This window comes from Streptomyces sp. NPDC048506, from assembly GCF_040651315.1.
Classification (GTDB): domain Bacteria; phylum Actinomycetota; class Actinomycetes; order Streptomycetales; family Streptomycetaceae; genus Streptomyces.
The window spans coordinates 130293-154212 of the sequence record NZ_JBEZIX010000020.1 but is presented as its reverse complement, the minus strand read 5'-3'; the positions used below and the strand labels follow the sequence as shown (position 1 = coordinate 154212).

14 protein-coding genes are annotated in these 23920 nt (G+C 72.3%); 4 read left to right on the top strand and 10 right to left on the bottom strand.

The features are described 5' to 3' along the window. Positions 1–172: 172 nt before the first annotated feature. Complete coding sequence (locus AB0C96_RS18645) at positions 173–1330, bottom strand: LacI family DNA-binding transcriptional regulator (RefSeq protein WP_362918729.1); 1158 nt, start codon at positions 1328–1330, stop codon at positions 173–175. Positions 1331–1663: 333 nt separating this feature from the next. Between AB0C96_RS18645 and AB0C96_RS18640 the strand changes: the two genes are divergently transcribed. Continuing rightward, on the top strand, positions 1664–2695 hold the full coding sequence (locus tag AB0C96_RS18640) for a Gfo/Idh/MocA family oxidoreductase (RefSeq protein WP_362918727.1): 1032 nt from the start codon (positions 1664–1666) through the stop codon (positions 2693–2695). On the opposite strand, the gene AB0C96_RS18635 is transcribed toward AB0C96_RS18640, so the two are convergent. After that, positions 2596–3414 (bottom strand): DedA family protein, encoded by an 819-nt coding sequence (locus tag AB0C96_RS18635; protein ID WP_362918724.1) that lies wholly within the window; start codon positions 3412–3414, stop codon positions 2596–2598. The genes AB0C96_RS18640 and AB0C96_RS18635 overlap by 100 nt on opposite strands. A gap of 355 nt (positions 3415–3769) precedes the next feature. Between AB0C96_RS18635 and AB0C96_RS18630 the strand changes: the two genes are divergently transcribed. Further along, on the top strand, positions 3770–4057 hold the full coding sequence (locus AB0C96_RS18630) for a heavy-metal-associated domain-containing protein (RefSeq protein ID WP_362918722.1): 288 nt from the start codon (positions 3770–3772) through the stop codon (positions 4055–4057). Positions 4058–4724: 667 nt separating this feature from the next. Here AB0C96_RS18630 and AB0C96_RS18625 read toward each other — a convergent pair. The 5 genes from AB0C96_RS18625 to AB0C96_RS18605 form a co-directional block, all read right to left on the bottom strand. After that, positions 4725–6014, bottom strand: a complete 1290-nt coding sequence (locus AB0C96_RS18625) for a citrate synthase (protein WP_362918720.1) — start codon at positions 6012–6014, stop codon at positions 4725–4727. A gap of 177 nt (positions 6015–6191) precedes the next feature. After that, entirely contained in the window at positions 6192–8453 is a 2262-nt protein-coding gene (locus AB0C96_RS18620) for an ATP-dependent RecD-like DNA helicase (protein ID WP_362918718.1), read from the bottom strand. 244 nt (positions 8454–8697) lie between these two features. After that, complete coding sequence (locus AB0C96_RS18615; RefSeq protein WP_362918716.1) at positions 8698–9699, bottom strand: sugar phosphate isomerase/epimerase family protein; 1002 nt, start codon at positions 9697–9699, stop codon at positions 8698–8700. Beyond that, positions 9696–10859 carry a dihydrodipicolinate synthase family protein gene (locus tag AB0C96_RS18610; protein WP_362918715.1) on the bottom strand — a complete coding sequence of 388 codons (1164 nt, stop codon included), beginning with the start codon at positions 10857–10859 and terminating at the stop codon, positions 9696–9698. Before AB0C96_RS18610 ends, AB0C96_RS18615 begins: the two co-directional genes overlap by 4 nt. Then, positions 10856–12007, bottom strand: a complete 1152-nt coding sequence (locus AB0C96_RS18605) for a Gfo/Idh/MocA family oxidoreductase (RefSeq protein ID WP_362918714.1) — start codon at positions 12005–12007, stop codon at positions 10856–10858. The genes AB0C96_RS18610 and AB0C96_RS18605 overlap by 4 nt, the downstream gene beginning before the upstream one ends. A gap of 374 nt (positions 12008–12381) precedes the next feature. On the opposite strand from AB0C96_RS18605, the gene AB0C96_RS18600 reads away from it, so the two are divergent. Then, positions 12382–13233, top strand: a complete 852-nt coding sequence (locus AB0C96_RS18600; RefSeq protein WP_362918735.1) for a sugar phosphate isomerase/epimerase — start codon at positions 12382–12384, stop codon at positions 13231–13233. Between the two features lie 170 nt (positions 13234–13403). Next, complete coding sequence (locus tag AB0C96_RS18595) at positions 13404–15242, top strand: glycoside hydrolase family 3 protein (protein ID WP_362918712.1); 1839 nt, start codon at positions 13404–13406, stop codon at positions 15240–15242. A gap of 87 nt (positions 15243–15329) precedes the next feature. Here AB0C96_RS18595 and AB0C96_RS18590 read toward each other — a convergent pair whose 3' ends face one another. The 3 genes from AB0C96_RS18590 to AB0C96_RS18580 all read right to left on the bottom strand — a co-directional run bounded on the left by AB0C96_RS18590 (position 15330) and on the right by AB0C96_RS18580 (position 23835). Then, complete coding sequence (locus AB0C96_RS18590) at positions 15330–16751, bottom strand: S28 family serine protease (protein ID WP_362918710.1); 1422 nt, start codon at positions 16749–16751, stop codon at positions 15330–15332. 168 nt (positions 16752–16919) lie between these two features. Beyond that, complete coding sequence (locus tag AB0C96_RS18585; protein ID WP_362918708.1) at positions 16920–20918, bottom strand: ABC transporter ATP-binding protein; 3999 nt, start codon at positions 20916–20918, stop codon at positions 16920–16922. Positions 20919–21069: 151 nt separating this feature from the next. Next, on the bottom strand, positions 21070–23835 hold the full coding sequence (locus tag AB0C96_RS18580; protein WP_362918706.1) for a discoidin domain-containing protein: 2766 nt from the start codon (positions 23833–23835) through the stop codon (positions 21070–21072). Between the last annotated feature and the right edge of the window lie 85 nt (positions 23836–23920).

Here is a 23920-nt window from a genome sequence, read left to right as displayed (position 1 = left end):
GCTTCCGTCGCCCTTGCCCCGTCCGCTCCTTGCGGATCTCGAAGTCCATCGCACCCCTTGAGCTGGGGTGTTGCAACGACTCCTAGAACCCAAGGTTCGGCGCCGGGGCCCGGTTGCGTGCCGGCCGGGGTGGGCAACCCCGGCAACGGGGGGGCGGCGGTTCCGGGTGGCCTCAGGCGGGTGGGGGCGGCGCCGCCGAGCCCCTGATCTCCAGTTCCGGCGTGACGCGTTGGTGGCCGGCGGGGGCGTCGGGGCGCTCCATGCGGTCCAGGAGGCAGCGTGCCGCGCGGCGGCCGACCTCGTAGCTGGCGTTGTTGACCGAGTTCAGCCAGAGGTGGCGGATACGGGCGAGGTAGGTGTTGTCGTAGCCGACGAGGGAGAGGTCGGCGGGCACGTCCAGGCCCAGTTCCTGCGCGGCGGAGAGTGCGCCGATGCAGGAGATGTCGTTGAACGCGAAGATGGCGGTGGGGCGTTGGCCACCGCGCGCGAGGTCGGGCGAGAGACCCGGTGCCGGGTCGGGCGAGGGGGCGGGCGGCGGGTCGTGCGTCGGGGTGGTGCGTGTGCGGGCCGGGCCGAGCAGCCGTACGGCGGCGCGGTAGCCGCCCTCCTCGGTACCGTCCCCGCCCTCCACCACGGCGTCCGCTGCCAGGCCGTGGGCGCGTACGGCGGCCTCGAAACCGCGCCGCCGCAGCTCGCCGACCAGGCCCTGTCCGGCGATGTGGGCGATCCGCCGGTGGCCGAGGGCGATGAGGTGTTCGGTGGCGAGGCGGGCGCCGCGCTCGTCGTCGTTGGCGACGATGTCGACGTGCGGTAGCCGGGGTTCGTGGTTGCCCGCGATCACGGTCGGCAGTCGCTCGGCGACCTCGGCCAGCCCTTCGGTGTCGGGGAGCGTGCCGACGACCACCAGGCCGTCGACGCGCAGTTCCTGGAAGGTGCGGGCGAAGTCCTGGCCGGCCCGCCGGTCGAGCCGGCCGTCGGCCATCAGCATCCGTAGGCCGTGCGCCTGGAGCAGCGAGTTCAGGCCGTCGAGGAGCTCGACGAACCAGGGGTTGCGCATGTCGTTCAGCAGCACGCCGACGGTGTGCGTACGGCGCGCGACCAGGCTGCGGGCCGCGGCGTTCGGTCGGTAGCCCAGCTCGTCGATGGCGTCCAGCACGGCCCGCCGCTTGGCGTCGCTGACCCGCGGCGAACCCTGGAGGACGAGGGAGACCAGCGACTTGGAGACTCCGGCGCGCTCGGCGACTCCGCGGATCGTCGGTGGCCGCGATGCGCCCGGCCGCTCGCCGGCCGACGCGTCGGCCGGCTCGCCAGGTGCATTGGACCGTTCCATGGGCCGAAATCCTTCCATCGGCTCAGGTCGACGTCAATGTGCGCACCTGCGACCACCGTTAACCGCCGCACGAGGGTTGACATGCGGACATCCGGACATGCAGGGTGCCCGGACGGGGAGGATTGGACCGTTCCAACAAACCAAGGCCCATTCCAAGGCCCATTCCAACGACCCTTCCAAGGCCCGTTCCGACGACCGTTCCAACGACCGCCTCGACGACCGTTCCAACGCCCTCTTCGGCGACCGTTTCAACGGCTCCTCCTCCGCACCACCTCCCCTCCCCCCTCCCCATCTCCCCCTCTCCCCCCTCTCCCCTCTCCGGAAGGACCGAGCATGAAGATCGGCCTCATCGGCACCGGGCGCATCGGTGCGTTCCACGCGCAGACCCTCCAGAACGTCCCGGGCGTCAGCGCTCTCGTGGTCGCCGATGCCGACACCGACCGCGCCGCCTCGCTGGCGGAGTCCCTGGGCCTGCGGGCCGCCGTGAGCATCGGGGAGATGTACGCGGAAGGTCTGGACGGCGTGGTGATCACCGCTGCGACCAGCGCACACGCCACGCTGATCCACCAGGCCCTGGACGCCGGCGTGCCGGTCTTCTGCGAGAAGCCGGTCGCCCTGGACGTACCGGGCACCATCGGCGTCGTAAAGCGGGCGCAGGCCGGCTCCGTGCCCGTGCAGATCGGCTTCCAGCGCCGCTTCGACGCCGGCTACCGCGCCGCCCGCGAGGCGCTGCGGTCGGGCGAGCTGGGCTGGCTGCACACCCTGCGGGCCTGCACCAGCGACCGGACCCCACCGCCGGCGGCCTATATCCCCACCTCCGGCGGGCTGTTCCGGGACTGCTCCATCCATGACTTCGACATCCTGCGCTGGCTGACCGGACGCGAGGTGGTCTCGGTCTATGCCCAGGGCGCCAACCGCGGTGCGCCCTTCTTCGCCGACGGCGACGATGTCGACACCTGTGCGGCGCTGCTGCGCTTCGACGACGACACCCTGGCGACCGTGACCGCGACCCGCTACAACGGCGCCGGCCACGACGTCCGGCTGGAGGTCTGCGGCTCCGAGGGCGCTCGCTTCGTCGGTCTCGACGACCGGGCGCCGCTGCCGTCCGCGGAGCCGAAGCTGTCCTGGCAGCGGGCGGCCGACCCGTACGCCACGTTCATGGAGCGCTTCCACGACGCCTACGTCGCCGAACTGGGTGTCTTCATCGACGTCGCTGCGGGTCGCACGCCGAGCCCCTGCACGCCGGCGGAGGCGTTGGAGGCGCTCTACGTGGCCGAGGCCTGCGAGCGCTCGCGCCGCACCGGGGAGCCGGTTGCGGTGGCCGATGTCCGCGCCACGCCCGGCCCGGCGGCCCCGGAGGCGTGAGCGCCCTCGGGGGCATCGGGCCGCCGCCGACAATCGCCCTCGACACCGGCCCGCACGCCACCAGGCTCCGACCCGCCGCGCCCGTCGCCGTCACGTTCACCGCGCCCGTCCCCGCCGGGTTCAGGCCGCCCCCCGGCGTCGCGTTCGCGCGACCCGTCGGGCCGTTCCCGCAGTGCGCGGCGGCGGGTCGCCCACTGGATGACGGCGCCCACGGCGGCGACCGCACCGGAGACGCCCAGGCCGATTCCGGCGGCGTAGAGGGGGTGGTCCGCGGCGGTGGTGCCGAGGTAGCCGAGGCCGACCGAGTACGTGGCCCAGGTCAGCTCGGCGATGCCGGCGCCCAGCGCGTACTTCCGCAGCGGGTAGCGCAGGACCCCGGACGCCAACGCCCCGGCGATACGCCCGCTGGGCAGGAACCGTACGGCGATCACGAACGGCACGCCGTAGCGCTCGATCCGTTGCGAGGTCCACTCCAGCAGCGCCCGACGGCGGGGGCTGCGCCGCAGCCACCTGCGTACGGGCTCGCCGAACCGCCACGCGGCGAGGTACATCAGCAGGTCCCCCAGCAGGGCGCTGCCGGCGACGACCAGGAGGACCTGGGGGAGGAAGAGCTGCCCTTGGGAGGCGAGCACGCCGGCGGAGACGAGCAGGGCGGAGTTGGGGACCAGCGGCGGCAGGGTGGTGAGCACCAGCAGGCCGTAGAAGGCGAGTACGTCCATCAGGCCGCCTCCTCGGATCCGCCCCCGAGTCCGTACCCCAAGTCCGTACCCCAAGGCTGACGCGCGCCAGGGCGCACGGCAACGCGGTGGGCGTGGCGCGGGACTGGATTGATACCCCCTAGGGGTATACAGTGACTAAGGTCGGAAGGCGCTGGCAGTCAAAGGCACTGCGACCAAAGGCACTGCAACCAAAGGCACTGGCAGTCACCTGGGCATCGCGTTACCCATCCGGTAACTCAAACCCCAGGCGTCACACACGGCGCCGACACCCGCGCCACGGCAGCACCCAGTTCAGCAGCACCCCAGATCAGCACCCCACACCAGCACCACATCGGCACCACAAGGAGAGTCCCCCATGGCCGAGAACAGCTCCTGCTGCACCCCGGAAGGCTCCTGCCACTCCGGAGGCACCGACGTCCAGGTCGGCGAGGTCACCACGACGTACCGGGTCACCGGGATGACCTGCGGCCACTGCGAGGGTGCGGTGTCGTCGGAGATCGGCGAGATCGCCGGCGTCAGTGCGGTGCAGGCGGTCGCGGCCACCGGCCTGGTGACCGTCACGTCCAAGGCGCCGCTGGACGAGGCGGCCGTGCGCGCGGCCGTCGACGAGGCCGGCTACGAGCTCGTGGGCCAGGCGGTCTGAGCCCGGGGTGCCCACTCGCCTGGAGGCGCGAGCCGAGTCCTCGTCGGCGACTCGGCCCGCGTCCCGCCGGCGGGCCCCATGCGCGCGGCCCGGCGGCACCCCGCACTCTCGGGTGGCACCTCGACCTTCCTCGCTCGCGACGGCCCACGGCCGGGAACCTTCACACAGTTCTTACAACTGCCACAACGCCGACACACCGGGATACAGCACCCATACCTCAGGGCCTCGATCTCCAGATCGTGGCCCTTGACCGCATTCGCCCCCATATGGCAAGAGACCCAGATCACACTCATCGGAACGTAACCATTGAGGGGGGTCGCGAGTCTAACCGGGCAGTGCAGGCACCCCGGCGGGGCTTGCACTGCAACGGCCGTGCCGATCTTGGGGGATCGTGTCCGGCCACGCGTGGCCGGGGCGACGTGCCCGGGGAGCTTTGAGCGGCCCTCCCGATGTGCGCGTCCCGGCAGATCGCGGTGCAACCCGGAGCGCCCGGACGGATCCCGTGGGGGGAATCCAACCGGGAAAGGGGAAGCGCCCCGCACTCTGGACCCGTGGGGGGATCCGGAGGCGGGGCGCTTTCGTCTTCTGTGCCCGTCCGTGCGGGCAGCGCGGCCCCGGATGCTCGGGCGGGCCGCGACGCCCGCTGGTCCGCCCTCAGGGGCGGTCGTCAGCGCTGCTCGACGGGCACGAAGTCGCGCTCGATGATGCCGGTGTAGATCTGCCGCGGGCGGCCGATACGGGAGCCGGGCTCCTTGATCATCTCGTGCCACTGGGCGATCCAGCCGGGCAGCCGGCCGAGCGCGAAGAGCACGGTGAACATCTCGGTCGGGAAGCCCATGGCCCGGTAGATCAGGCCGGTGTAGAAGTCCACGTTCGGGTAGAGGTTGCGCGAGACGAAGTAGTCGTCGGAGAGCGCGTGCTCCTCCAGCTTCAGCGCGATGTCCAGCAGCTCGTCGGACTTGCCGAGCGCCGAGAGGACGTCGTGCGCCGCCGCCTTGATGATCTTCGCCCGGGGGTCGAAGCTCTTGTAGACGCGGTGGCCGAAGCCCATCAGGCGAACGCCGTCCTCCTTGTTCTTCACCTTGCGGATGAAGGAGTCGACATCGCCGCCGCTGGCCTGGATGCCCTCCAGCATCTCCAGCACGGACTGGTTGGCGCCGCCGTGCAGGGGGCCCCACAGGGCGTTGATACCGGCCGAGATCGAGGCGAAGAGGTTCGCCTGCGAGGAGCCGACCAGGCGGACGGTGGAGGTCGAGCAGTTCTGCTCGTGGTCGGCGTGCAGGATCAGCAGCTTGTCCAGGGCGCTGACCACGACCGGGTCGAGCTCGTACTCGGCGGCGGGCACCGAGAAGGTCATCCGCAGGAAGTTCTCGACGTACCCGAGGTCGTTGCTCGGATAGACGACCGGGTGGCCCACCGACTTCTTGTAGGCGTACGCCGCGATCGTCGGGAGCTTGGCCAGCAGCCGGATCGTGGAGATGTGGCGCTGCTGCTCGTCGAACGGGTTGTGGCTGTCCTGGTAGAACGTCGACAGCGCGCTGACGACCGACGACAGCATCGCCATCGGGTGGGCGTCCCGGGGGAAGCCGTCGTAGAAGCGCTTGACGTCCTCGTGGAGCAGGGTGTGGTACGTGATGTCCTGCTTGAAGGCGGACAGTTGATCAACGGTGGGCAGCTCGCCGTTGATCAGGAGGTACGCGGTCTCGACGAACGTGCTGCGCTCCGCGAGCTGCTCGATCGGGTACCCGCGGTAGCGAAGAATTCCCTGCTCACCGTCGAGATAGGTGATCGCGGATTTATATGCCGCGGTGTTGCCGTAACCGGAGTCCAGGGTCACCAGACCGGTCTGGGCGCGCAGCTTCGAGATATCGAAGCCCTTGTCGCCGACGGTGCTGTCGACGACCGGGTAGCTGTATTCGCCGTCCCCGTAACGCAGTACTACAGAGTTGTCGCTCACGTCATCCCTCACCGACGTTGTGCCTCTTCTTCGAGGTGCCCTGACTGCCTATACCTTCCCCCATTTGGACCTTGGATGTGCACTCGGGGTCGGCCATAGGGCCTCATTACGGCACTCAGTGCCGCGTGAGTGTCCCATCCTGCTCCCGTTCGCCCCGATTGCGAAAGAGGAGTGACATCACATCGCCCCGGCAAGCCGGTGAGCCAGCGCCGTACACCGCCGACCGGCGGAAACCGTGCGTACGGCCTGCCCCAGGGCCTTCCGGGAGCCGACCAGCACCACCAAGCGCTTCGCCCGGGTCACGGCGGTATACAGCAAATTGCGTTGCAGCATCATCCAGGCACTTGTGGTGACCGGAATCACCACCGCTGGGTACTCACTACCCTGCGAGCGATGGATCGTCACCGCATAGGCGTGCGCGAGTTCGTCGAGTTCGTCGAAGTCGTAGGGAACCTCCTCGTCCTCGTCGGTGCGGACCGTCAGCCGCTGCTCGTCCGGCTCCAGGGCCGTGACCACGCCGACCGTGCCGTTGAAGACCCCGTTCCGGCCCTTCTCGTAGTTGTTCCTGATCTGGGTGACCTTGTCGCCGACGCGGAAGACCCGGCCGCCGAAGCGGCGCTCGGGCAGGTCGGGGCGGGCCGGGGTGACGGCCTGCTGGAGCAGGCCGTTCAGGACTCCGGCGCCTGCCGGGCCGCGGTGCATCGGGGTCAGCACCTGGACGTCCCGGCGCGGGTCGAGACCGAATTTCGCCGGGATCCGGCGGGCCGCGACATCGACCGCCAGCCGCCCGGCCTCTTCATTGTCCTCCTCCACGAACAGGAAGAAATCCGCGAGCCCGCTCGTCAGCGGCGGTACGCCGGAATTGATCCGGTGGGCGTTGGTGACCACCCCGGACTCCTGGGCCTGCCGGAAGATGCGGGTCAGCCGGACGGCAGGCACGGTCCCGCCCGTCACCCGACCACCGCCCCTGTCCGACGCGCTGCGCGCGGCCCCTCCTCGCTCGGCCAGCAGGTCCCGCAGCACCTCGCCGGCGCCCACGGACGGGAGCTGGTCGACGTCCCCGACCAGCAGCAGATGGGCGCCCGGCGGCACCGCCTTGACGAGCTTGTTGGCCAGCAGCAGGTCCAGCATGGACGCCTCGTCGACGACGACCAGATCGGCGTCCAGCGGCCGGTCGGCGTCGTAGGCGGCGTCCCCGCCGGGCTTGAGCTCCAGGAGGCGGTGGACCGTGGAGGCCTCCGCCCCGGTCAGCTCCGAGAGCCGTTTGGCCGCCCGGCCCGTGGGGGCCGCCAGCACCACCTTGGCCTTCTTGGCGCGGGCCAGCTCGACGACGGAGCGGACCGTGAAGGACTTGCCGCAGCCGGGCCCGCCGGTGAGCACCGCGACCTTCTCCGTCAGCGCCAGCCGCACCGCGTCGCGCTGCTCGGGGGCCAGCTCGGCGCCCGTACGCCGCGCCAGCCAGGTCAACGCCCGGTCCCAGTCGACGTCCCGGAACGCCGGCATCCGGTCCTCGTCGGTGCGCAGCAGCCGGGTCAGCCGCCCGGCGAGCGCGGTCTCGGCACGGTGGAACGGCACCAGAAAGACGGCGGTGATCGGCGTCCCGTCCTCGCCGCCCGGGACCTTCTCCCGGACCACGCCCTCCGGGTCCGCGGCCAGCTCCCCCAGGCAGTCGATGACCAGGCCCGTCTCCACTTGCAGCAACTTCACCGCATCGGCGATCAGTTGCTCTTCGGGCAGGAAGCAGTGGCCCTGGTCGGTGGACTGCGACAGCGCGTACTGAAGGCCCGCCTTGACGCGGTCCGGGCTGTCGTGCGGGATCCCCACGGACTGCGCGATGCGGTCGGCGGTGAGGAAGCCGATGCCCCAGACGTCGGCGGCGAGCCGGTAGGGCTGATTCTTCACCACGGAGATGGAGGCGTCGCCGTACTTCTTGTAGATCCGTACGGCGATGGAGGTGGACACGCCGACGCCCTGGAGGAAGACCATGACCTCCTTGATCGCCTTCTGCTCCTCCCAGGCGTCGGCGATCTTCTTGGTGCGCTTGGGGCCGAGGCCCGGCACCTCGATGAGGCGCTTCGGCTCGTGTTCGATGATGTCGAGGGTGTCCACGCCGAAGTGCTGTGTGATGCGGTCGGCGAAGACCGGGCCGATGCCCTTGACCAGGCCGGAGCCGAGGTAGCGGCGGATGCCCTGGATGGTGGCGGGCAGCACCGTGGTGTAGTTCTCCACCGTGAACTGCTTGCCGTACTGCGGGTGCGAGCCCCAGCGGCCCTCCATCCGCAGGGACTCCCCCACCTGCGCCCCGAGCAGCGCCCCGACGACGGTCAGCAGATCGCCCGAGCCCCGGCCCGTGTCGACCCGCGCGACCGTGTAGCCGCTCTCCTCGTTGGCGTAGGTGATCCGCTCCAGGACCCCTTCCAGCACGGCTAGGTTGACCATGCCCCCGACCGTACCGCCGGGGTCTGACACCGCGCCCGGAGCCGGGGCGCCCACGGCTCCCGCACGACTCCATCGAGGGGCCCGTCCGATGGCCGGGCCCCTCGATTCCCCCTCCGTGCCGGCCCCGGATCCCCCCGGATCCCTCCCCTTGTCGGGACCAGCGACAGCTATGACCACTGGGGGCCGCCAACGGTTGCGCGCATCCACTGAGTTATTTCCCGGTCACCGGATGTACGAATTCCGTTCACCCGGCGACGTGGGTCCGGAAGCGGTCCACGACCTCCGCCAGCACCTCGGCGCCGTCCCGCGCCCACAACGCCGGGTTGAAGATCTCCACCTCGATCGGCCCCCGGTAGCCGGTCGCGTCGACCCGCTCCCGGAACCACCGCAGGTCCACCGCCCCGTCGCCGAGCTGTCCGCGGCCCAGGAGGGCGCCCTCGGGCAGCGGGGTGACCCAGTCGGCGAGTTGGAACGCGGCGATCCGCGAGCCGCCGTCGCCGGCCCGCCCGCCGCGGCCCCCGGCACGGTCGATCTGTGCGCCGACCGTGTCGTCCCACCACAGGTGGTAGGCGTCCACGACCACGCCCACCCGGTCTGCGGGGAACCGCTCGGCGAGGTCCAGGGCCTGCGCGAGCGTGGAGACCACGCAGCGGTCCGCCGCGTACATCGGGTGCAGCGGTTCGATCGCCAGCCGTACGCCCCGGTCCGCGGCGTACGGCGCCAACTCGCCCAGTGCGTCCGCGATCCGCTCCCGGGCGCCGGACAGGTCCCGGCTGCCGGGCGGCAGTCCGCCGGAGACCAGCACCAGGGTGTCCGTCCCCAGGGTGGCCGCCTCGTCGACGGCCGCCCGGTTGTCGTCCAACGCCGCCGCCCGCTCCGTGGGGTCCAGGGCGGTGAAGAACCCGCCCCGGCACAGGCTGGTGACCCGCAGGCCGGCCTCCCGGACGCGTCGTGCGGCGGCGGCCACGCCGTACCGCTGCACCGGCGCACGCCACAGGCCCACGCCCCGCACGCCCGCCCGTGCGCACCCGTCGACCAGTTCCGGCAGCGACCACTGTCTGACGGTCTCCTGATTGAGGCTCAGCCGGGCGAGGGGGTCGTGGCCGGCGTTGCCACCGTTGCCGTCGTTGCTGTCGTTGCTGTCGTTGCTGTCGTTGCCGCCGTTGCTGTCGTTGCTGTCGTTGCTGTCGTTGCTGTCGTTGCCGGCGTTGCCGGCGTCCATGCCGGGCTCGTGGCGCTCGCTCATGTGCGTTCGCTCCCGTACTCCTCCGTCGCTTCCCGCTCCGCCCCGTACACCGTGCGCAGCGCGCGCATCCGGGCGGCGGCCCGCTCCGGGTCGGGGAACAGGCCGAGCGCGTCGGCCAGTTGGTAAGCGCGGTGCAGGTGCGGCAGGGAGCGGGCCGACTGGAGGCCGCCGACCATGGTGAAGTGCCGCTGGTGGCCGGCGAGCCAGGCCAGCAGGACGACACCGGTCTTGTAGTGGCGGGTGGGTGCCTGGAAGAGGTGGCGGGCGAGGGCGACGGTCGGGTCCAGGGCGGCGCGGAAGCCCGGTGTGTCATGGGCGTCGAGGAGCCGGACGGCCTCGGCCGCCAGGGGTGCGAGCGGGTCGAAGACGCCCAGCAGGGCGTCGCTGAAGCCGCGGTCGTCGCCGGCGATCAGCTCGGGGTAGTGGAAGTCGTCGCCCGTGTAGCAGCGCACGCCCGGTGGCAGCCGGCGGCGCAGCCGCACCTCGCGGTCGGCGTCCAGGAGGGAGACCTTGACGCCGTCCACCTTGTCCGGGTGCTCGGCGATGATCTGGAGGAACGTCTCGGTGGCCGCGTCGGGTTCGGTGCTGCCCCAGTAGCCGGTCAGCGCCGGGTCGAACATCGGGCCGAGCCAGTGCAGGATCACCGGGCGGGTGGTCTGGCGCAGGAGGTGGCCGTAGAGCTCCTGGTAGTCGTCCGGTGCGGTGGCGGTCGCGGCGAGTTGGCGGGACGCCATCAGGACCGGCTGGGCCCGTGCGTCCTCGACGAGCCCGAGCTGCTCCTCGTAGGCGGCCCGGACGTCCGCCAGGGAGGCTCCCCGGGGCGGCAGTTGGTCGGTGCCCGCCCCGCAGACGAGCGGGCCGCCGACCGCGCGGGCCTCGGCGGCGGAGCGCCGGATCAGCTCGGCGGCGCCGTCCCAGTCCAGGCCCATACCGCGCTGTGCGGTGTCCATCGCCTCGGCCACGCCCAGGCCGTGCGCCCACAGGTGGTGCCGGAAGGCGAGGGTGGCGTCCCAGTCGAGGGCGGCCGGACCGTCCGGGCCGGTGTCGGCTCCGGGATCGGCGACCACATGGGCGGCGGCGAAGACCCTGCGGGAGCGCAGCGGGGGCCGGGCCGGGGCGGGTTTGCCGGTGGGTGCGGAGGGGGTGACCGGGGCGTTCACAGGACCAGCTCCGGCACGTCCAGGCGGCGGCCCTCGGCGGACGACCGGAGCCCCAGCTCGGCCAGTTGGACGCCACGGGCGCCGGCCACCAGGTCCCAGCGCCAGGGCTCGTCGCGGACGACGTGCCGGAGGAACAGCTCCCACTGCGCCTTGAAGCCGTTGTCGAAGTCGGCGTTGTCGGGGACCTCCTGCCACTGGGCGCGGAACGGTTCGGTGGCCGGGACGTCGGGGTTCCAGAGCGGTCTGGGGGTGGCGGAGCGGTGCTGGACGCGGCAGCCGCGCAGTCCGGCGACGGCCGAGCCCTCGGTGCCGTCCACCTGGAACTCCACCAGCTCGTCGCGGTGCACCCGGACCGCCCAGGAGGAGTTGATCTGCGCGACGATGCCGCCGGCCAGTTCGAAGATGCCGTAGGCGGCGTCGTCGGCGGTGGCGTCGTACGGGGACCCCGACTCGTCCCAGCGGCGCGGGAGGTGCGTGGTGAGGTGTGCCTGGACGGTGCGGACCGGCCCGAACAGCTCGTGCAGGACGTACTCCCAGTGCGGGAACATGTCGGCCGCGATGCCGCCGCCGTCCTCGGACCGGTAGTTCCAGGAGGGGCGCTGGGCCGGCTGCCAGTCGCCCTCGAAGACCCAGTAGCCGAACTCGCCCCGTACGGACAGCACGCGGCCGAAGAAGCCGCCCTCGACGAGGCGGCGGAGCTTGCGCAGGCCGGGCAGGAAGAGCTTGTCCTGGACGACGCCGTGTTTGACGCCGGCCTCCTGGGCCAGCCGGGCCAGCTCCCGCGCGCCGGCGAGGCTGCTCGCGGTGGGCTTCTCGACGTAGAGGTGCTTCCCGGCAGCAATCGCTTTCTTCACGGCCTCCTCGCGGGCGGCGGTGATCTGGGCGTCGAAGTAGACGTCGATGCTGTCGTCGGCCAGGACGGCGTCGAGGTCGCAGCTCCACTCCGTCAGGCCGTGGCGTTCGGCCAGCGCCCGCACTCTGTCCGGGCAGCGGCCGACGAGCACCGGTTCCGGCCAGATCGTCGTGCCGTCGTCCAGGGCGAGTCCGCCCTGGTCGCGCAGGGCGAGGAGGGAGCGGACGAGGTGTTGGCGGTGGCCCATGCGTCCGGTCACGCCGTTCATGGCGATGCGTACGGTCGTGCGTGTCACGTTCCGGCCTCTCTCGCGTAGGGCGGGACGGGGTTCGTGCGCGGTCCGTCGTTGACGAGCATGAGTACATTGACGTGCTTCCTGGCCTGAAGTCCAGGAATTCCGGCCTGGGTGGTCTTGCCCTTCCGGGGGCTTCCTGACGGCCGTAACGCCGGCGGACGTGGCGGCGCGGGCCCGGCCCGGGCGCTCGCGGCCGCGCTGGCACGGCTGTCCGGCGCCGTGAGACGGGGACGGCGGCAGGGGAGGGACAGGGGGAAGGGGGAAGGGGGAAGGGACGAGGGCGGACGCGGAACGCGACCGACGTAGGCGGCACGAAGGAGCGCGGCATGGGCAGCTCGGGCACGACCGGCGGTGCGGACGGCGCGCCCCCCGCGATGCGCTTTGCGTTCTCCACCCTCGGGGTGCCGGGGATGCCGGTGGCCGAGGTGGTGAGGCTGGCCGTCGGGGCCGGGTACCAGGGCGTGGAGCTGCGGGCCCATCCGGAGGAGCCGGTGCATCCGCGGCTGGGGGTGCGGGAACGGGCGGCGGTGCGCGGCGAGTTCGCCGAGGCCGGTGTGGCGGTCCTGGCCGTCGCCGGATACGCCCGGGTCGCCGCGGCCCGGGACGCGGCGGGCGAGGCGGAGCTGGCGCAGGAGCTGCGTGAGCTGGTGCTGCTCGCCGCCGATCTGGGCGCGCCGTACGTCCGGGTGTTCCCCGGCGGCGGGGACCGCCCGGCCGCAGCGGAGGCGGATGCCGCCCGGCGGCTGGCCGCGGTGGCGCCGCTGGCGGCCGAACGGGGTGTCCGGGTCCTGTTGGAGACCCATGACTCGCACCGTACGGGCGCGGCCGTCGCCCGGATCCTGGGCCCGGTGGGCCATCGCCGGGTCGGGGCGCTCTGGGACGTGTTGCACTCCTGGCTCGGCGGTGAGGCGCCCGCCGACACCCTTGCCGTGCTCGCCCCGCACCTGGGCTACGTCCAGGTCAAGGACGTGGCCTCGGCCGAGGACACCGCCCCCCTCCCGCTCGGCGCCGGGGTGCTGCCGCTGCCCGCCGTGCTGGCCGCGCTCGCCCGGGCACACGCGGCCCACGGCCCGGTGCCGACGCCGGTGGACGGCGACGGCCGGGGCTCGGGCGGCTGGCTGTGCTGGGAGTACGAGAAGCGCTGGTACCCGGACGCCGCCGCCCTCCCCGCCCTTCTGGCCCCGGCCCGCGAGCACCTCCAGCGCCTCCTCGACGCCGCGGGGTGAGGGGCCGGGCGGGCCCGCTTCCGACGCCCCCTCACACAGCCCCGCCCGCGGCGCAATACGGGGGCGGCACCGGATTCGGAGTCATTGACCGACAATAGTTTTCCGGCTATCCGTGTCTCCTTGGAAGTTTCCTTCAACTGGGTCGAGGAAGCCCTCCGGAAGGAGCGCAGATGCACTCCAGACGTACCGTCCTGACCACCGCCGCCGCCACGGCCGCCGCGGCCGCTGCCGCCGCGGCCGGCTCGGGGGCCGCGCACGCCGCGGTGTCCGCCGTCGGACGCCAGCCCGTCCCCGATTCCGCCGCCCGGGACCGGCTGCGGCGCCTGATCGCCCGTATGAGTCCGGAGGAGAAGGTCGGCCAGCTGTTCGTAATGCGCGTCTACGGGCATTCGGCCACCGACCCGGACCCGGCGGACGTGGCGGCCAATCAGAAGGAGATCGGGGTCTCCAACGCGGCGGAGCTGGTCGCCGCGTACCACGTCGGCGGCATCATCTACTTCGGCTGGGCGCACAACACCCGCGATCCGCATCAGATCGCCGACCTCTCCAACGGCATCCAGCAGGCCGCCGCGGCCCAGCGCGTCCCCGTCCCGGTGCTGATCTCCACAGACCAGGAGCACGGCATAGTGGCCCGGGTGGGCGCGCCGGCGACGCTGTTCCCCGGGGCGATGGCGCTCGGCGCGGGCGGTTCCCGGGACGATGCGCGGACGGCCGGCAGGCTCGCCGGGCAGGAGCTGTTCGCGATGGGCATCCGGCAGGACTACGCGCCGGACGCCGATGTGAACGTCAACCCCGCCAACCCGGTCATCGGCGTGCGGTCCTTCGGCGCGGACCCGCAGGCCGTCGCCCGTATGGTCGGCGGCCAGGTGAAGGGCTATCAGGAGGGCGGGGTCGCCGCCTGCGCCAAGCACTTCCCGGGGCACGGCGACACCGACACCGACAGCCATGTGGGGCTGCCGTACATCCACCACTCCGCCGAGGAGTGGGAGCGGCTGGACGCGCCGCCCTTCAAGGCCGCGATCGCCGCGGGCATCGATTCGATCATGACGGCGCACATCGTCGTCCCGGCGTTCGACCCCAGTGGCGACCCGGCGACCCTCTCCCGGCCGATCCTCACCGGCATCCTGCGCCGGCGGCTCGGCTACGACGGTGTGGTGGTGACGGATTCACTCGGCATGGAGGGCGTACGGGTGAAGTACGGCGACGCCCGGGTGCCGGTGCTGGCCCTCAAGGCCGGTGCGGACCAACTGCTGAACCCGCCGGACCTGGCCCTTGCGCACAGCGCCGTGCTGCGGGCCCTGGAGGAGGGCGAGCTCACGGAGCGTGAGATCGACGTCAAGCTGATGCGGATCCTGCTGCTGAAGGAGCGGCGGGGGCTGTTCACCGATCCGTACACCACCCACGAGGCGGTGGACCGGATCGTCGGGACCGATGAGCATCTGGCCGCCGCGGACCGGATCGCGGACCGTACGACCACGCTGCTGCGCAACGACGGCGGTGTGCTGCCGCTCTCCCGGCGGCGGGAGCGCAGGGTCCTGGTGGTGGGGGCGGACCCGGCCGCCCCGTCGGGCACCGGAGGGCCGCCGACCACGGTGCTGGCGAGGGCCCTGACCGAGCTCGGCTTCACGGCCACCGCGCTGTCGACGGGCATGGCGCCGTCCCAGCAGCGGATCGACCAGGCGGTGGCGGCGCTCCGCGAGCGGGACGCGGTGGTGGTGGCCACGTACAACGTGACGGCGGACTCCGCACAGCGGAAGCTGGTCGGCGCGCTGCTCGGCACCGGTAGGCCGGTGGTGCAGCTGGCGGTCCGCAACCCGTACGACATCGCCCAGTTGGACGGCGTCGAGGCGGCCCTGGCGAGCTACTCCTGGACGGACGTGGAGCTGCGGGCGGCGGCCCGGGTGATCGCCGGCCGGCGGAACCCGGTGGGCCGGCTGCCGGTCGCCATAATGCGCGCCGACACCCCGACCACGGCGCTGTACCGGATCGGCCACGGGCTGTCCTACTGAGGAGCCCCTGCCGCGGCGGGCCGTTCCCCGACAACGGTACGGCGCGCTCCCCGCCCATGGGGGAGCGCGCCGTTCGCGGTCAGCTCGTCACGGCCGCAGCATCGGGATCCGCAGCATCTCCTGCTTGTCGAGCTTCTTGTTGTACGGGGCCAGCGGGGTGGCCTTGGCGCCCTTGGGGGCGGGGACGCCGGCCCAGTCGAGGAGCTCGGCGGTGGCCTTGGTGCGGTCGGCTTCCTTCAGCTTGGCGATGTTCGAGCCGTGGTTGCCACCGGGAACGGTGAAGACGTAGGAGTCCCGGGCGCCCTTGCCGAGCTCGAAGTGTTCCGAACTCCACGGGTCGTACTGGCCGTTGACGAACATCATCCGGTCGGCGTGGTGCCGCACCCAGTGGTCGACGTCGGGCATCGCGCGCCGGTCGAAGCGCATCGGGATGTCCTTGGGGACGAAGCTGCGGGAGTTGTTGATCCCGGGGTACTTCAGCAGGTCGGCGATCTCCGGATAGCCGTAGCCGGGCTCACCGAGCTGCGTGCCGGCCTGGTAGTAGTACGGCGTGAACGACTCCATGCCCTGGTCGGTGTAGCTGCCGAAGCCGCCGACCTTGTCCATCCACGTCCACAGCGCGTCGGTGGAGACCGTCGGCTTGGGGACCTCGTTGCAGGCGGTCTCGGCCGGCTGGTACTGCCAGAAGCCGAAGACCAGGTCGGTGACCATGACCTCGTAGGCCCGGTCGGCGTTGCCGACCTGCTTGAAGGTCTGCTTCTCCTTGACGGCCCAGTCCTGGAAGCGCTTGACCATCTCCCCGCGGCGCACCAGCGCCTCACGTTCGATGGCGGCGAGGGCGGTGCGGCACTGCGCGGTCCCGACGGTCTTGAAGAACCGGTCGTAGGCGGAGTCCTCGTCGTTGTTGACGTCGTTGGGCGCGACGTAGGCGACGGTGCCGTTCATGTCGTGCGGGAAGAAGCGGCGGTAGTAGGTGGCGGTCATACCGCCCTTGCTGCCGCCGGTGGCTATCCAGTTCTTCCCGTAGATGCGGTGCAGCGCCTTGAATATGCGGTGCTGGTCGTCGGCGGCCTGCCGGATGTCCAGCTTCTTCCAGTCCGTGGGCTTGGGGCGCGACGGGGTGAAGTAGCGGTACTCCAGGGAGACTTGGTTACCGTCGATGATCTTGGTGGGCTCGCTGCGGGACGGCGAGGTGTTGACGTTGTAGCCGGAGGTGAAGAACACCGTCGGACGGTCCACCGACTTGTGCAGCACGGTCAGCCGCTGCTGGAAGGTCCCCTTCGCGGGGTGCCGGTGGTCAATCGGCTGGGTGTAGTTCAGGACGAAGTAGCGGTAGCCGTCGATCGGCTTCTCTTCGATGAGGCTCATCCCCGGTATCGCCAGGATCCGGTCCTTGATGTCCTCGTGCTTCGGCTCGGCGGCGGTGGCCGCTCCTGCCGAGACGCTGCCGGCTCCGGCCGTGCCTATGAGCACCGCGAGCGACAGCAGCCATCTGGTGGCCTTGCGCATGCACCCTCCCCTTGGGATAGCAAAGGTCGGGCTGAACCTATCGGCGGGATGCGGGGGCCACCAGTCCTCGGGGGCCGTCCGGCGGATCTTCGCCGGACGGCCCCCGGGTTCGGGCGCCGCGGGTTCGGGCTCCGCGGGCACGGGCTCCGCGGGCTCGGGGACCCGGCGTCAGGCCACCAGCTCTTCCTCGCCGGTGAACGTGCGCCACAGCTGCGCGTAGCGGCCGTTGCGGGCGAGGAGCTGTGCGTGGCTTCCGTCCTCGACGACCCGGCCGTGGTCGAGGACCACGACGCGGTCGGCACGGGCGGCGGTGGTCAGGCGGTGGGCGACGATCAGGGTGGTACGGCGGCCGACCAGGAGGTCGGTGGCCTGGTTGACGACGGCTTCGGTGGCGAGGTCGAGGGCCGCGGTGGCCTCGTCGAGCAGCAGCACGTCCGGGGCGACCAGTTCGGCCCGGGCCAGTGCGAGGAGCTGGCGCTGGCCGGCGGAGAGGTTGCGGCCGCGCTCGGCGACCTCGTGGAGGTAACCGCCGTCGAGTGTGGCGATCATGGCGTGCGCGCCCACCGTGCGGGCGGCCGCCTCCACCTCGGCGTCGGTGGCGTCCGGGCGGCCGTAGGCGATGGCGTCCCGGACCGTGCCGGCGAAGAGGTAGGACTCCTGGGGGACCACCCCGAGGCGGTGGCGGTAGCCGGTCAGGTCCAGCTCGCGCAGGTCGGTGCCGTCGATCCGGACCGCGCCACGGGACGGGTCGTAGAACCGCGCCACCAGCTTGACCAGGGTGGACTTGCCGGCGCCGGTCTCGCCGACGAAGGCGACGGTCTGCCCGGCCGGGACGGTGAGGTCGATGCCGGCCAGGGCCGGTTCGCCGGTCGTGCCGTAGTGGAAGTGGACGTCGTCGAAGGTGATGTCGCCGCGCAACCCGGACACCGCGCGGGGCCGCTCGGCCGTCGGAGTGGTGGTCGGCTCGCGCAACAGCTCCTGGATGCGGCCGAGCGAGACGGATGCCTGCTGGTAGCCGTCGAAGACCTGGGAGAGCTGCTGGACGGGGGCGAAGAACAGGTCGATGTAGAGGAGGTAGGCGACCAGCGCGCCGGCGGTGAGGGTGTGGTTGCCGACCCGTTCGGCGCCGACGATCAGTACCAGGGCCGCCGCCACCGAGGACAGCAGCTGCACGAACGGGAAGTAGACGGATATCAGCAGCTGGCCGCGGACCCGGGCCCGGCGGTAGGCGTCGCTGCGCGCGGCGAACCGCGCGGCGCCGCTCCGCTCGCGCCGGAAGGCCTGGACGATGCGGAGCCCGGCGACGCTCTCCTGGAGGTCGCCGTTGACCACGCTGATCCGCTCGCGGGCCAGCTCGTACGCCTTGACGCTCTGCTTGCGGAAGAAGTACGTGCCGATGATCAGCGGCGGGAGGGTGGCGAAGACGACCAGGGCCAGCTGGACGTCGATGGCGAACAGCGCGACGAGTATGCCGAAGAACGTCAGCACGGAGACCAGGGCGGTGACCAGGCCGGTCTGGAGGAATGTCGACAAAGCGTCTATGTCGGTGGTCATCCTGGTCATGATCTTGCCGGTCAGCTCGCGCTCGTAGTAGTCGAGGCCGAGCCGCTGCAACTGCGCGAAGATCTTGAGGCGGAGGGAGTACAGCACCCGCTCGCCGGTACGGCCGGTCAGGCGGTTGCCGCCGATCTGCACGGCCCACTGGGCGAGGACCACCAGCAGGGCGAGCACGGCGGCCGTCCAGACGCCGGCCAGCACGCCGCGGCGGACGCCCTCGTCGATGCCCTGCCGGATCAGCACCGGCAGCAGCAGCCCGGCGACCGCGTCCACCGCGACCAGCACCAGGGCGAACGCCAGCGGCCGCCCGAAGCCGTGCAGCAGCCGACGCAGGCCGTAGGAGCGCTCGGGGCGCACCGCACGGTCCTCGTCGACCTCGGGGGTGTCCGCGGCCGGCGGCAGGGCCGCGACCTGGGCGAGCAGCTCGGGCGTTGCCGGCATCCCGGCCATCGCGGCGCCGATCCCCGGCCCGGCAGCGGCGGCCGCGCGGGGCGGCAACCCGGCCGCGCCGGCCTCGGCGTCCTGCTCCCGGCGGACCCACAGCTCGGGGGTGATGGCGCGGGGCATCGCGGACCGGCCCGGCGCGCCGTCCGGCTCGGCACCGTCGGGTACGTACTCCAGCAGCCCGGTCGCGGCGTACTCGCCGTACTCGCCGTACTCGCTTTCGCCGTACTCGCCCGCGAGGGCGCCGGCCAGGTCGCCCGCCGGGTCCCGCTCGACGCCGCCCAGCTCCTCGGGGTCGGTCAGCAGCCTGCGGTAGAGCGGACATCGCTCGGCGAGCTCGTCCTGGGTGCCGATGTCGACCAGCCGCCCGCCGTCGAGGACGGCGACCCGGTCGGCGAGCGCCAGGGTGGAGGCGCGGTGCGCGATGAGCAGGGTCGTACGGCCGGCCATCACGCCGCGCAGGGCCTCGTGTATCTCGTGCTCGACCCGGGCGTCGACCGCGGAGGTGGCATCGTCCAGTACCAGCAGCCGGGGGTCGGTGAGGATGGCGCGGGCCAGCGCGATGCGCTGCCGCTGACCGCCGGAGAGGGTCAGGCCCTGCTCGCCGACCGGGGTGTCGTAGCCGTCGGGGAGCTCGGATATGAAGCCGTCGGCCTGGGCGGCGCGGGCCGCGGCGCGCACCTGCTCGTCGGTGGCGTCCGGATGGCCGTAGGCGATGTTGTCGCGTATGGAGTCGGAGAACAGGAAGCTGTTCTCCGGGACCAGCCCGATCGCGGCCCGCAGCGACTCCAGGGTCAGGTCGCGCACGTCGTGGCCGCCGACCAGGACGCGGCCGGCGGAGACGTCGTAGAAGCGGGGCAGCAGCAGGGAGACCGTGGACTTGCCGCTGCCGGACGTGCCGACCACGGCGACCGTCTCACCGGCCTCCATGCGGAGCGAGAAGTCGTCGAGCACGGGGCGGGCGGGGCGGCCGACGACGGACCGGGGCGCGCCGTCCCCTCCTGTGCCGTCGGTGCCGCCTGTGCGATCTGTGCGGTCCGTACCGTCCGTGCCGTCCGGATCAGGCGTGCCGGGCGTGTGGTGCGCCGCCGCGTACCCGAACGTCACCCGGTCGAATTCGACGGTGGCCGGGGTGTCGGCGGGCAGCTCGTGCGCGTCCGGCCGCTCCTCGATCGACGGCTTGGTGTCGATCAGCTCGTAGACCCGCTCCACGCCGGCCCGCGCCTGCTGCCCGACGGTCAGCACCATCGCCAGCATCCGGACCGGTCCGACCAGCTGCGCCAGGTACGTGGAGAACGCGACGAAGGTGCCGAGGGTGATCTCTCCCCGGGTCGCCATCCAGCCGCCGAGGGCGAGCATCGCGACCTGGCCGAGCGACGGGACGGCCTGGAGCGCGGGGGTGTAGCGGGCGTTGAGCCGGACCGTGCGCAGCCGCCCGGCGAACAGCCGGCGGCCGACCTCGCGCAGCTTGCCGGTCTCCTGCTCCTCCTGCCCGAAGCCCTTGACGACCCGGACGCCGGAGACCGCGCCGTCCACGACCCCGGCGACCGCGGCCGCCTGGCCCTGGGCGTACCAGGTGGCGGGGAAGAGCCGCGCACGGCTGCGCTTGGCGATGAACCACAGGGCGGGGGCGACGGCCAGCGCGATGACGGTGAGCAGCGGTGACAGCACCGCCATCACGACCAGCGAGATCACAAAGAGCAGCAGGCTCCCGATCATCATCGGAAGCATGAAGAGCAGGCCCTGTATCAACTGAAGATCGCTGGTGGCGCGGCCGACGACCTGGCCGGTGCTCAGCTCGTCCTGTCGCCGGCCGTCGAGCCGGGCGATCGCGCCGAACATCCGGGTCCGCAGGTCGTGCTGGAGGTCCAGGGCGAGCCGGCCGCCGTAGAAGCGGCGGAGGTAGGTCAGGACGTACACCACCACCGCGGCGACGACCAGCAGGGCGGCCCACGGGCCCAGGGACCGCTCGTGCCGGACGATGACGTCGTCGATGATCAGCTTCGGGACCAGCGGGACCAGGGCCATCACGGCCATCCCCGCCATCGAGGAGCCGAGCGCCAGCACCACGTCCTTCTTGTACCGCCAGCAGTCGCGGCTCAGTCGCCGCGCCCAGCCCTCTCGTGCCGTACCTGCCGTCTCGGCCACCCCACGCCTCCCGCGCATCGACGCCTACCGACAGAAACCAACGCCGCGAGGGGCGGATTTCATCCCGCTGAAACAATCCAGCGGTCCGGTCGGCCGGTGGGCGCCCCGGTGGGCGCCCTCTGGGTGCCCCCGTGAGCGCCCCTGCGCGCCCGTCAGCGCCCCGTGAGTGTCACTCCACGCGCTGCACGGTCAGCTCCGTGATGCCCGGATGCGGCGCGGGCTTCCGGCCGGTCGGCGTGCCCTTCCCGCCCGTCTGCGGGGTCTGGTCGCCCTCCACCACGACCCGTACGTACCGGGCGGGCGTCCGTCCCGCGTAGCCGGTGCCCGTCCAGTGCCGGCCGTCCTCGGAGACCTGGACGAGGTAGGCCTTGGGGCGGGTGGCGGTCCAGTGCGGGGTGATCTGCCCGACCAGGGTGGTCCGGCCGAGGTCGACGGTGAGGGTGCCGGTGGCGGAGTCGGGCACCCAGGCGGTGGTGGCGTTGCCGTCCACCGCGGCCGCCGCGTACATGCCGGGCTCCTCCGAGGTCGCCGTGGCCGTGGTGCACCGGGCGGCGTTCGATGTCGCCGCCAGGTCGGGACGGCGGGTCTTGAGGACGGCCGGCACGCCCTGGCTGACGACCTGCTCGCCCTCGGGGGACTCGATCCGCATCGGCGCCCCGGAGGTCAGCCGCACCGTGGTCTGGTGCGCGCCGATCGCGACGTCGTACGTCCGGCCCTGCCAGTGCAGTCCGCGCAGCGTGACGCCGTCGGCCAGCTGCGGCGGCAGCATCGGGTCGAGGTGCACCCGGTCCTCGCGCAGCCGCAGCCCGGTCAGGCCGTGGGTGAAGGTCTGGAGGAATCCGCCCTTGCCGGTGAGGAAGTCCTGGGCGGGGTGGCCGGCGTGCGGGTCCTCGGCGCCCGCCTTCGTGCCGCGCGCCTCGGAGAACTGCGCGAACGGCCCGCGGACGAACGGCTTGATGGACCGCAGGAGGTAGGTGTACGTGGCACAGCCGGGCTCGCCGATGCCGGCCGCGTCCACGGCGTGCACCGAGTCCGTCATGGCCGGACCGTCCGGGTCGGTGTGCCCGGCGTAGAAGTCCAGCGTCCGGGACGCCTGGGCCTGCGACATCGGCCACTCCAGCGGGTACATCAGCAGCACGGTGTCGGCCTGCTTGATGCTGGTGCCCCGGTAGCCGGCGTACTGCTCGAAGACCTTGTTCCTGGCGTCGTAGGGGATCCGCAGCCGGTCGGCGACGGTGGTCCAGGAAGCGGGGGCCGGCTCGCCCAGCAGGCGGGCGACGCGGACGGCGTGCCGGAGAGCGGTGGCGGCGCCGGCGTTGGTGAAGACGCCGTCGGTGACGCCGTTGCTGTACTCGTCCGGTCCGGCGACGTTCTTGATCGAGTAGCTGCCGTCGGCGTTGCGGGTGGCCCGGGAGGCCCAGAATTCGGCGATGCCCTTGAGGACCGGCCAGCCGCGGGACCTCAGCCAGGCGGTGTCCTTGGTGGCGAGGTAGTACTGCCAGGTGGCGAGGGAGATGTCGCCCATGAGGTGGTTCTGGGTCTTGCAGTGCGGCGGGTCCCAGCTGTGGCACTCGCTCCACAGATCGCCCTTGCTGCCGCTGGTCCAGGCGTAGAAGAGCCCGTCGTGGCCGAGCTTCCGGGCGTTGGCGCGGGCCCCGGCCCGGGTCCTGTACCGGTAGTCGACGATCGACCGGGCGAGGTCCGGGTGGCCGGCCAGCAGGCCCGGGTACATCCAGGTCTCGGCGTCCCAGAAGATCTCACCGGCGTAGTTGTCGCTGGTCAGGCCGGTGGGGCCGATGCTGTTGTCGCTGCCGGCGCGGGTGGCGGACAGCAGCCCGTACTGCGCCGAGCGGACCCAGGTCTGGAGTTCGCGCTGCCCCTTGACCTCGATGTCGCTGCGCCACAGCCGCTGCCAGGCGGCGGTGTGCCGGGCGAACAGGTCCGCCCAACCGCGGTCCGCGGCGCGGCGCGAGGCGGCGTCGGCGGCGGCGCGCGGCGCGCGGGAGGTGAGCGCGGTGTCCACCCCGACGTACTTGGTCAGCTCGTACGAGCGGCCGCTGCGCACCGGGAAGGTCACCTGCCGGCGGTTGCTCAGTGTGCCGGTCGACGCGGACTGCCGGGGCGCTCCCGCGCGCACCCCGGGCCCGGTGCGCAGGGTGGAGGCCACCGCGCCCTCGGTATGCGTGCCGTCCGTCCGGAAGGCGACGTCCATCGTGCGGTCGCCGGCGCCGCGGCCGGCGGCGGCGCCGGGGGACGGCTGGAGCCGGCGGGCGCCGCGCCCGTCGAGGGCGTCGGTGACGGTGGCCGGGCCGCTCCAGTGGGGCGTCATCCGCAGCCGTACCGCACCGGTGTGCGCGTCGGTGCGGTCGGCGAGCACGTCGTAGACCAGGTCGGTGGTGCGGCCGTCGGCGGCCGTCCAGGTCAGCGAGGTGCGGACGTAGCCGCAGCGCAGGGAGAGGGTCTGGCGGTAGTGGGAGATCCGGCCGGGCGCGGTGGCGGAGGAGAAGGTGTCGGGGTGGGCGCCGCCTGCGGTGACGTCGAGCGTGGTCCATGTGGGGATCGCGGCGATCGCCTGCCGGCCCTCGACGTTCCTCGGCCCCTTGGCGTAGAGCCCGGAGACGAACGCGCCGTCGTAGGCGGGGGTCTTCAGCGGCCAGCCGGTGACGCCGCCGGGGGCCGCGTAACCGGTGCCGTTGGGCGGGACGCGCTGGCCGAGATAGCCGTTGCCGACGAAGGCGTGGTAGCTGTCCTTGGGGTCGATCCCGGTGGCGGTCGCACTCCAGCCGTCGCCCGCCTCGCAGGGGTCGCCCGGCGAGGCGGGCGCGGGAGGCGCGGGCCGCGGGGCGGAGGCGGACGCGGATATGGGTGCGAGGGCGGCGACCAGCACCCCCGCGACGAGCAGCGGGCCGACCCTCTTGCGTGCCGAATGATCCATGGTTCTCCGTCATACGTGAGCGGTCCGTGCCGCGTTTCCGCGCCACGGACTCCACCGTGAACATCATCAGGCCCCCGCCGTGACG

Coding starts and splice junctions, on each gene's coding strand:
- AB0C96_RS18645 (WP_362918729.1), bottom strand. CDS start 1,330: ATGGAACGGTCCAATGCACCTGGCGAGCCGGCCGACGCGTCGGCCGGC.
- AB0C96_RS18640 (WP_362918727.1), top strand. CDS start 1,664: ATGAAGATCGGCCTCATCGGCACCGGGCGCATCGGTGCGTTCCACGCG.
- AB0C96_RS18635 (WP_362918724.1), bottom strand. CDS start 3,414: ATGGACGTACTCGCCTTCTACGGCCTGCTGGTGCTCACCACCCTGCCG.
- AB0C96_RS18630 (WP_362918722.1), top strand. CDS start 3,770: ATGGCCGAGAACAGCTCCTGCTGCACCCCGGAAGGCTCCTGCCACTCC.
- AB0C96_RS18620 (WP_362918718.1), bottom strand. CDS start 8,453: ATGGTCAACCTAGCCGTGCTGGAAGGGGTCCTGGAGCGGATCACCTAC.
- AB0C96_RS18615 (WP_362918716.1), bottom strand. CDS start 9,699: ATGAGCGAGCGCCACGAGCCCGGCATGGACGCCGGCAACGCCGGCAAC.
- AB0C96_RS18600 (WP_362918735.1), top strand. CDS start 12,382: ATGCGCTTTGCGTTCTCCACCCTCGGGGTGCCGGGGATGCCGGTGGCC.
- AB0C96_RS18595 (WP_362918712.1), top strand. CDS start 13,404: ATGCACTCCAGACGTACCGTCCTGACCACCGCCGCCGCCACGGCCGCC.
- AB0C96_RS18590 (WP_362918710.1), bottom strand. CDS start 16,751: ATGCGCAAGGCCACCAGATGGCTGCTGTCGCTCGCGGTGCTCATAGGC.
- AB0C96_RS18585 (WP_362918708.1), bottom strand. CDS start 20,918: ATGCGCGGGAGGCGTGGGGTGGCCGAGACGGCAGGTACGGCACGAGAG.
- AB0C96_RS18580 (WP_362918706.1), bottom strand. CDS start 23,835: ATGGATCATTCGGCACGCAAGAGGGTCGGCCCGCTGCTCGTCGCGGGG.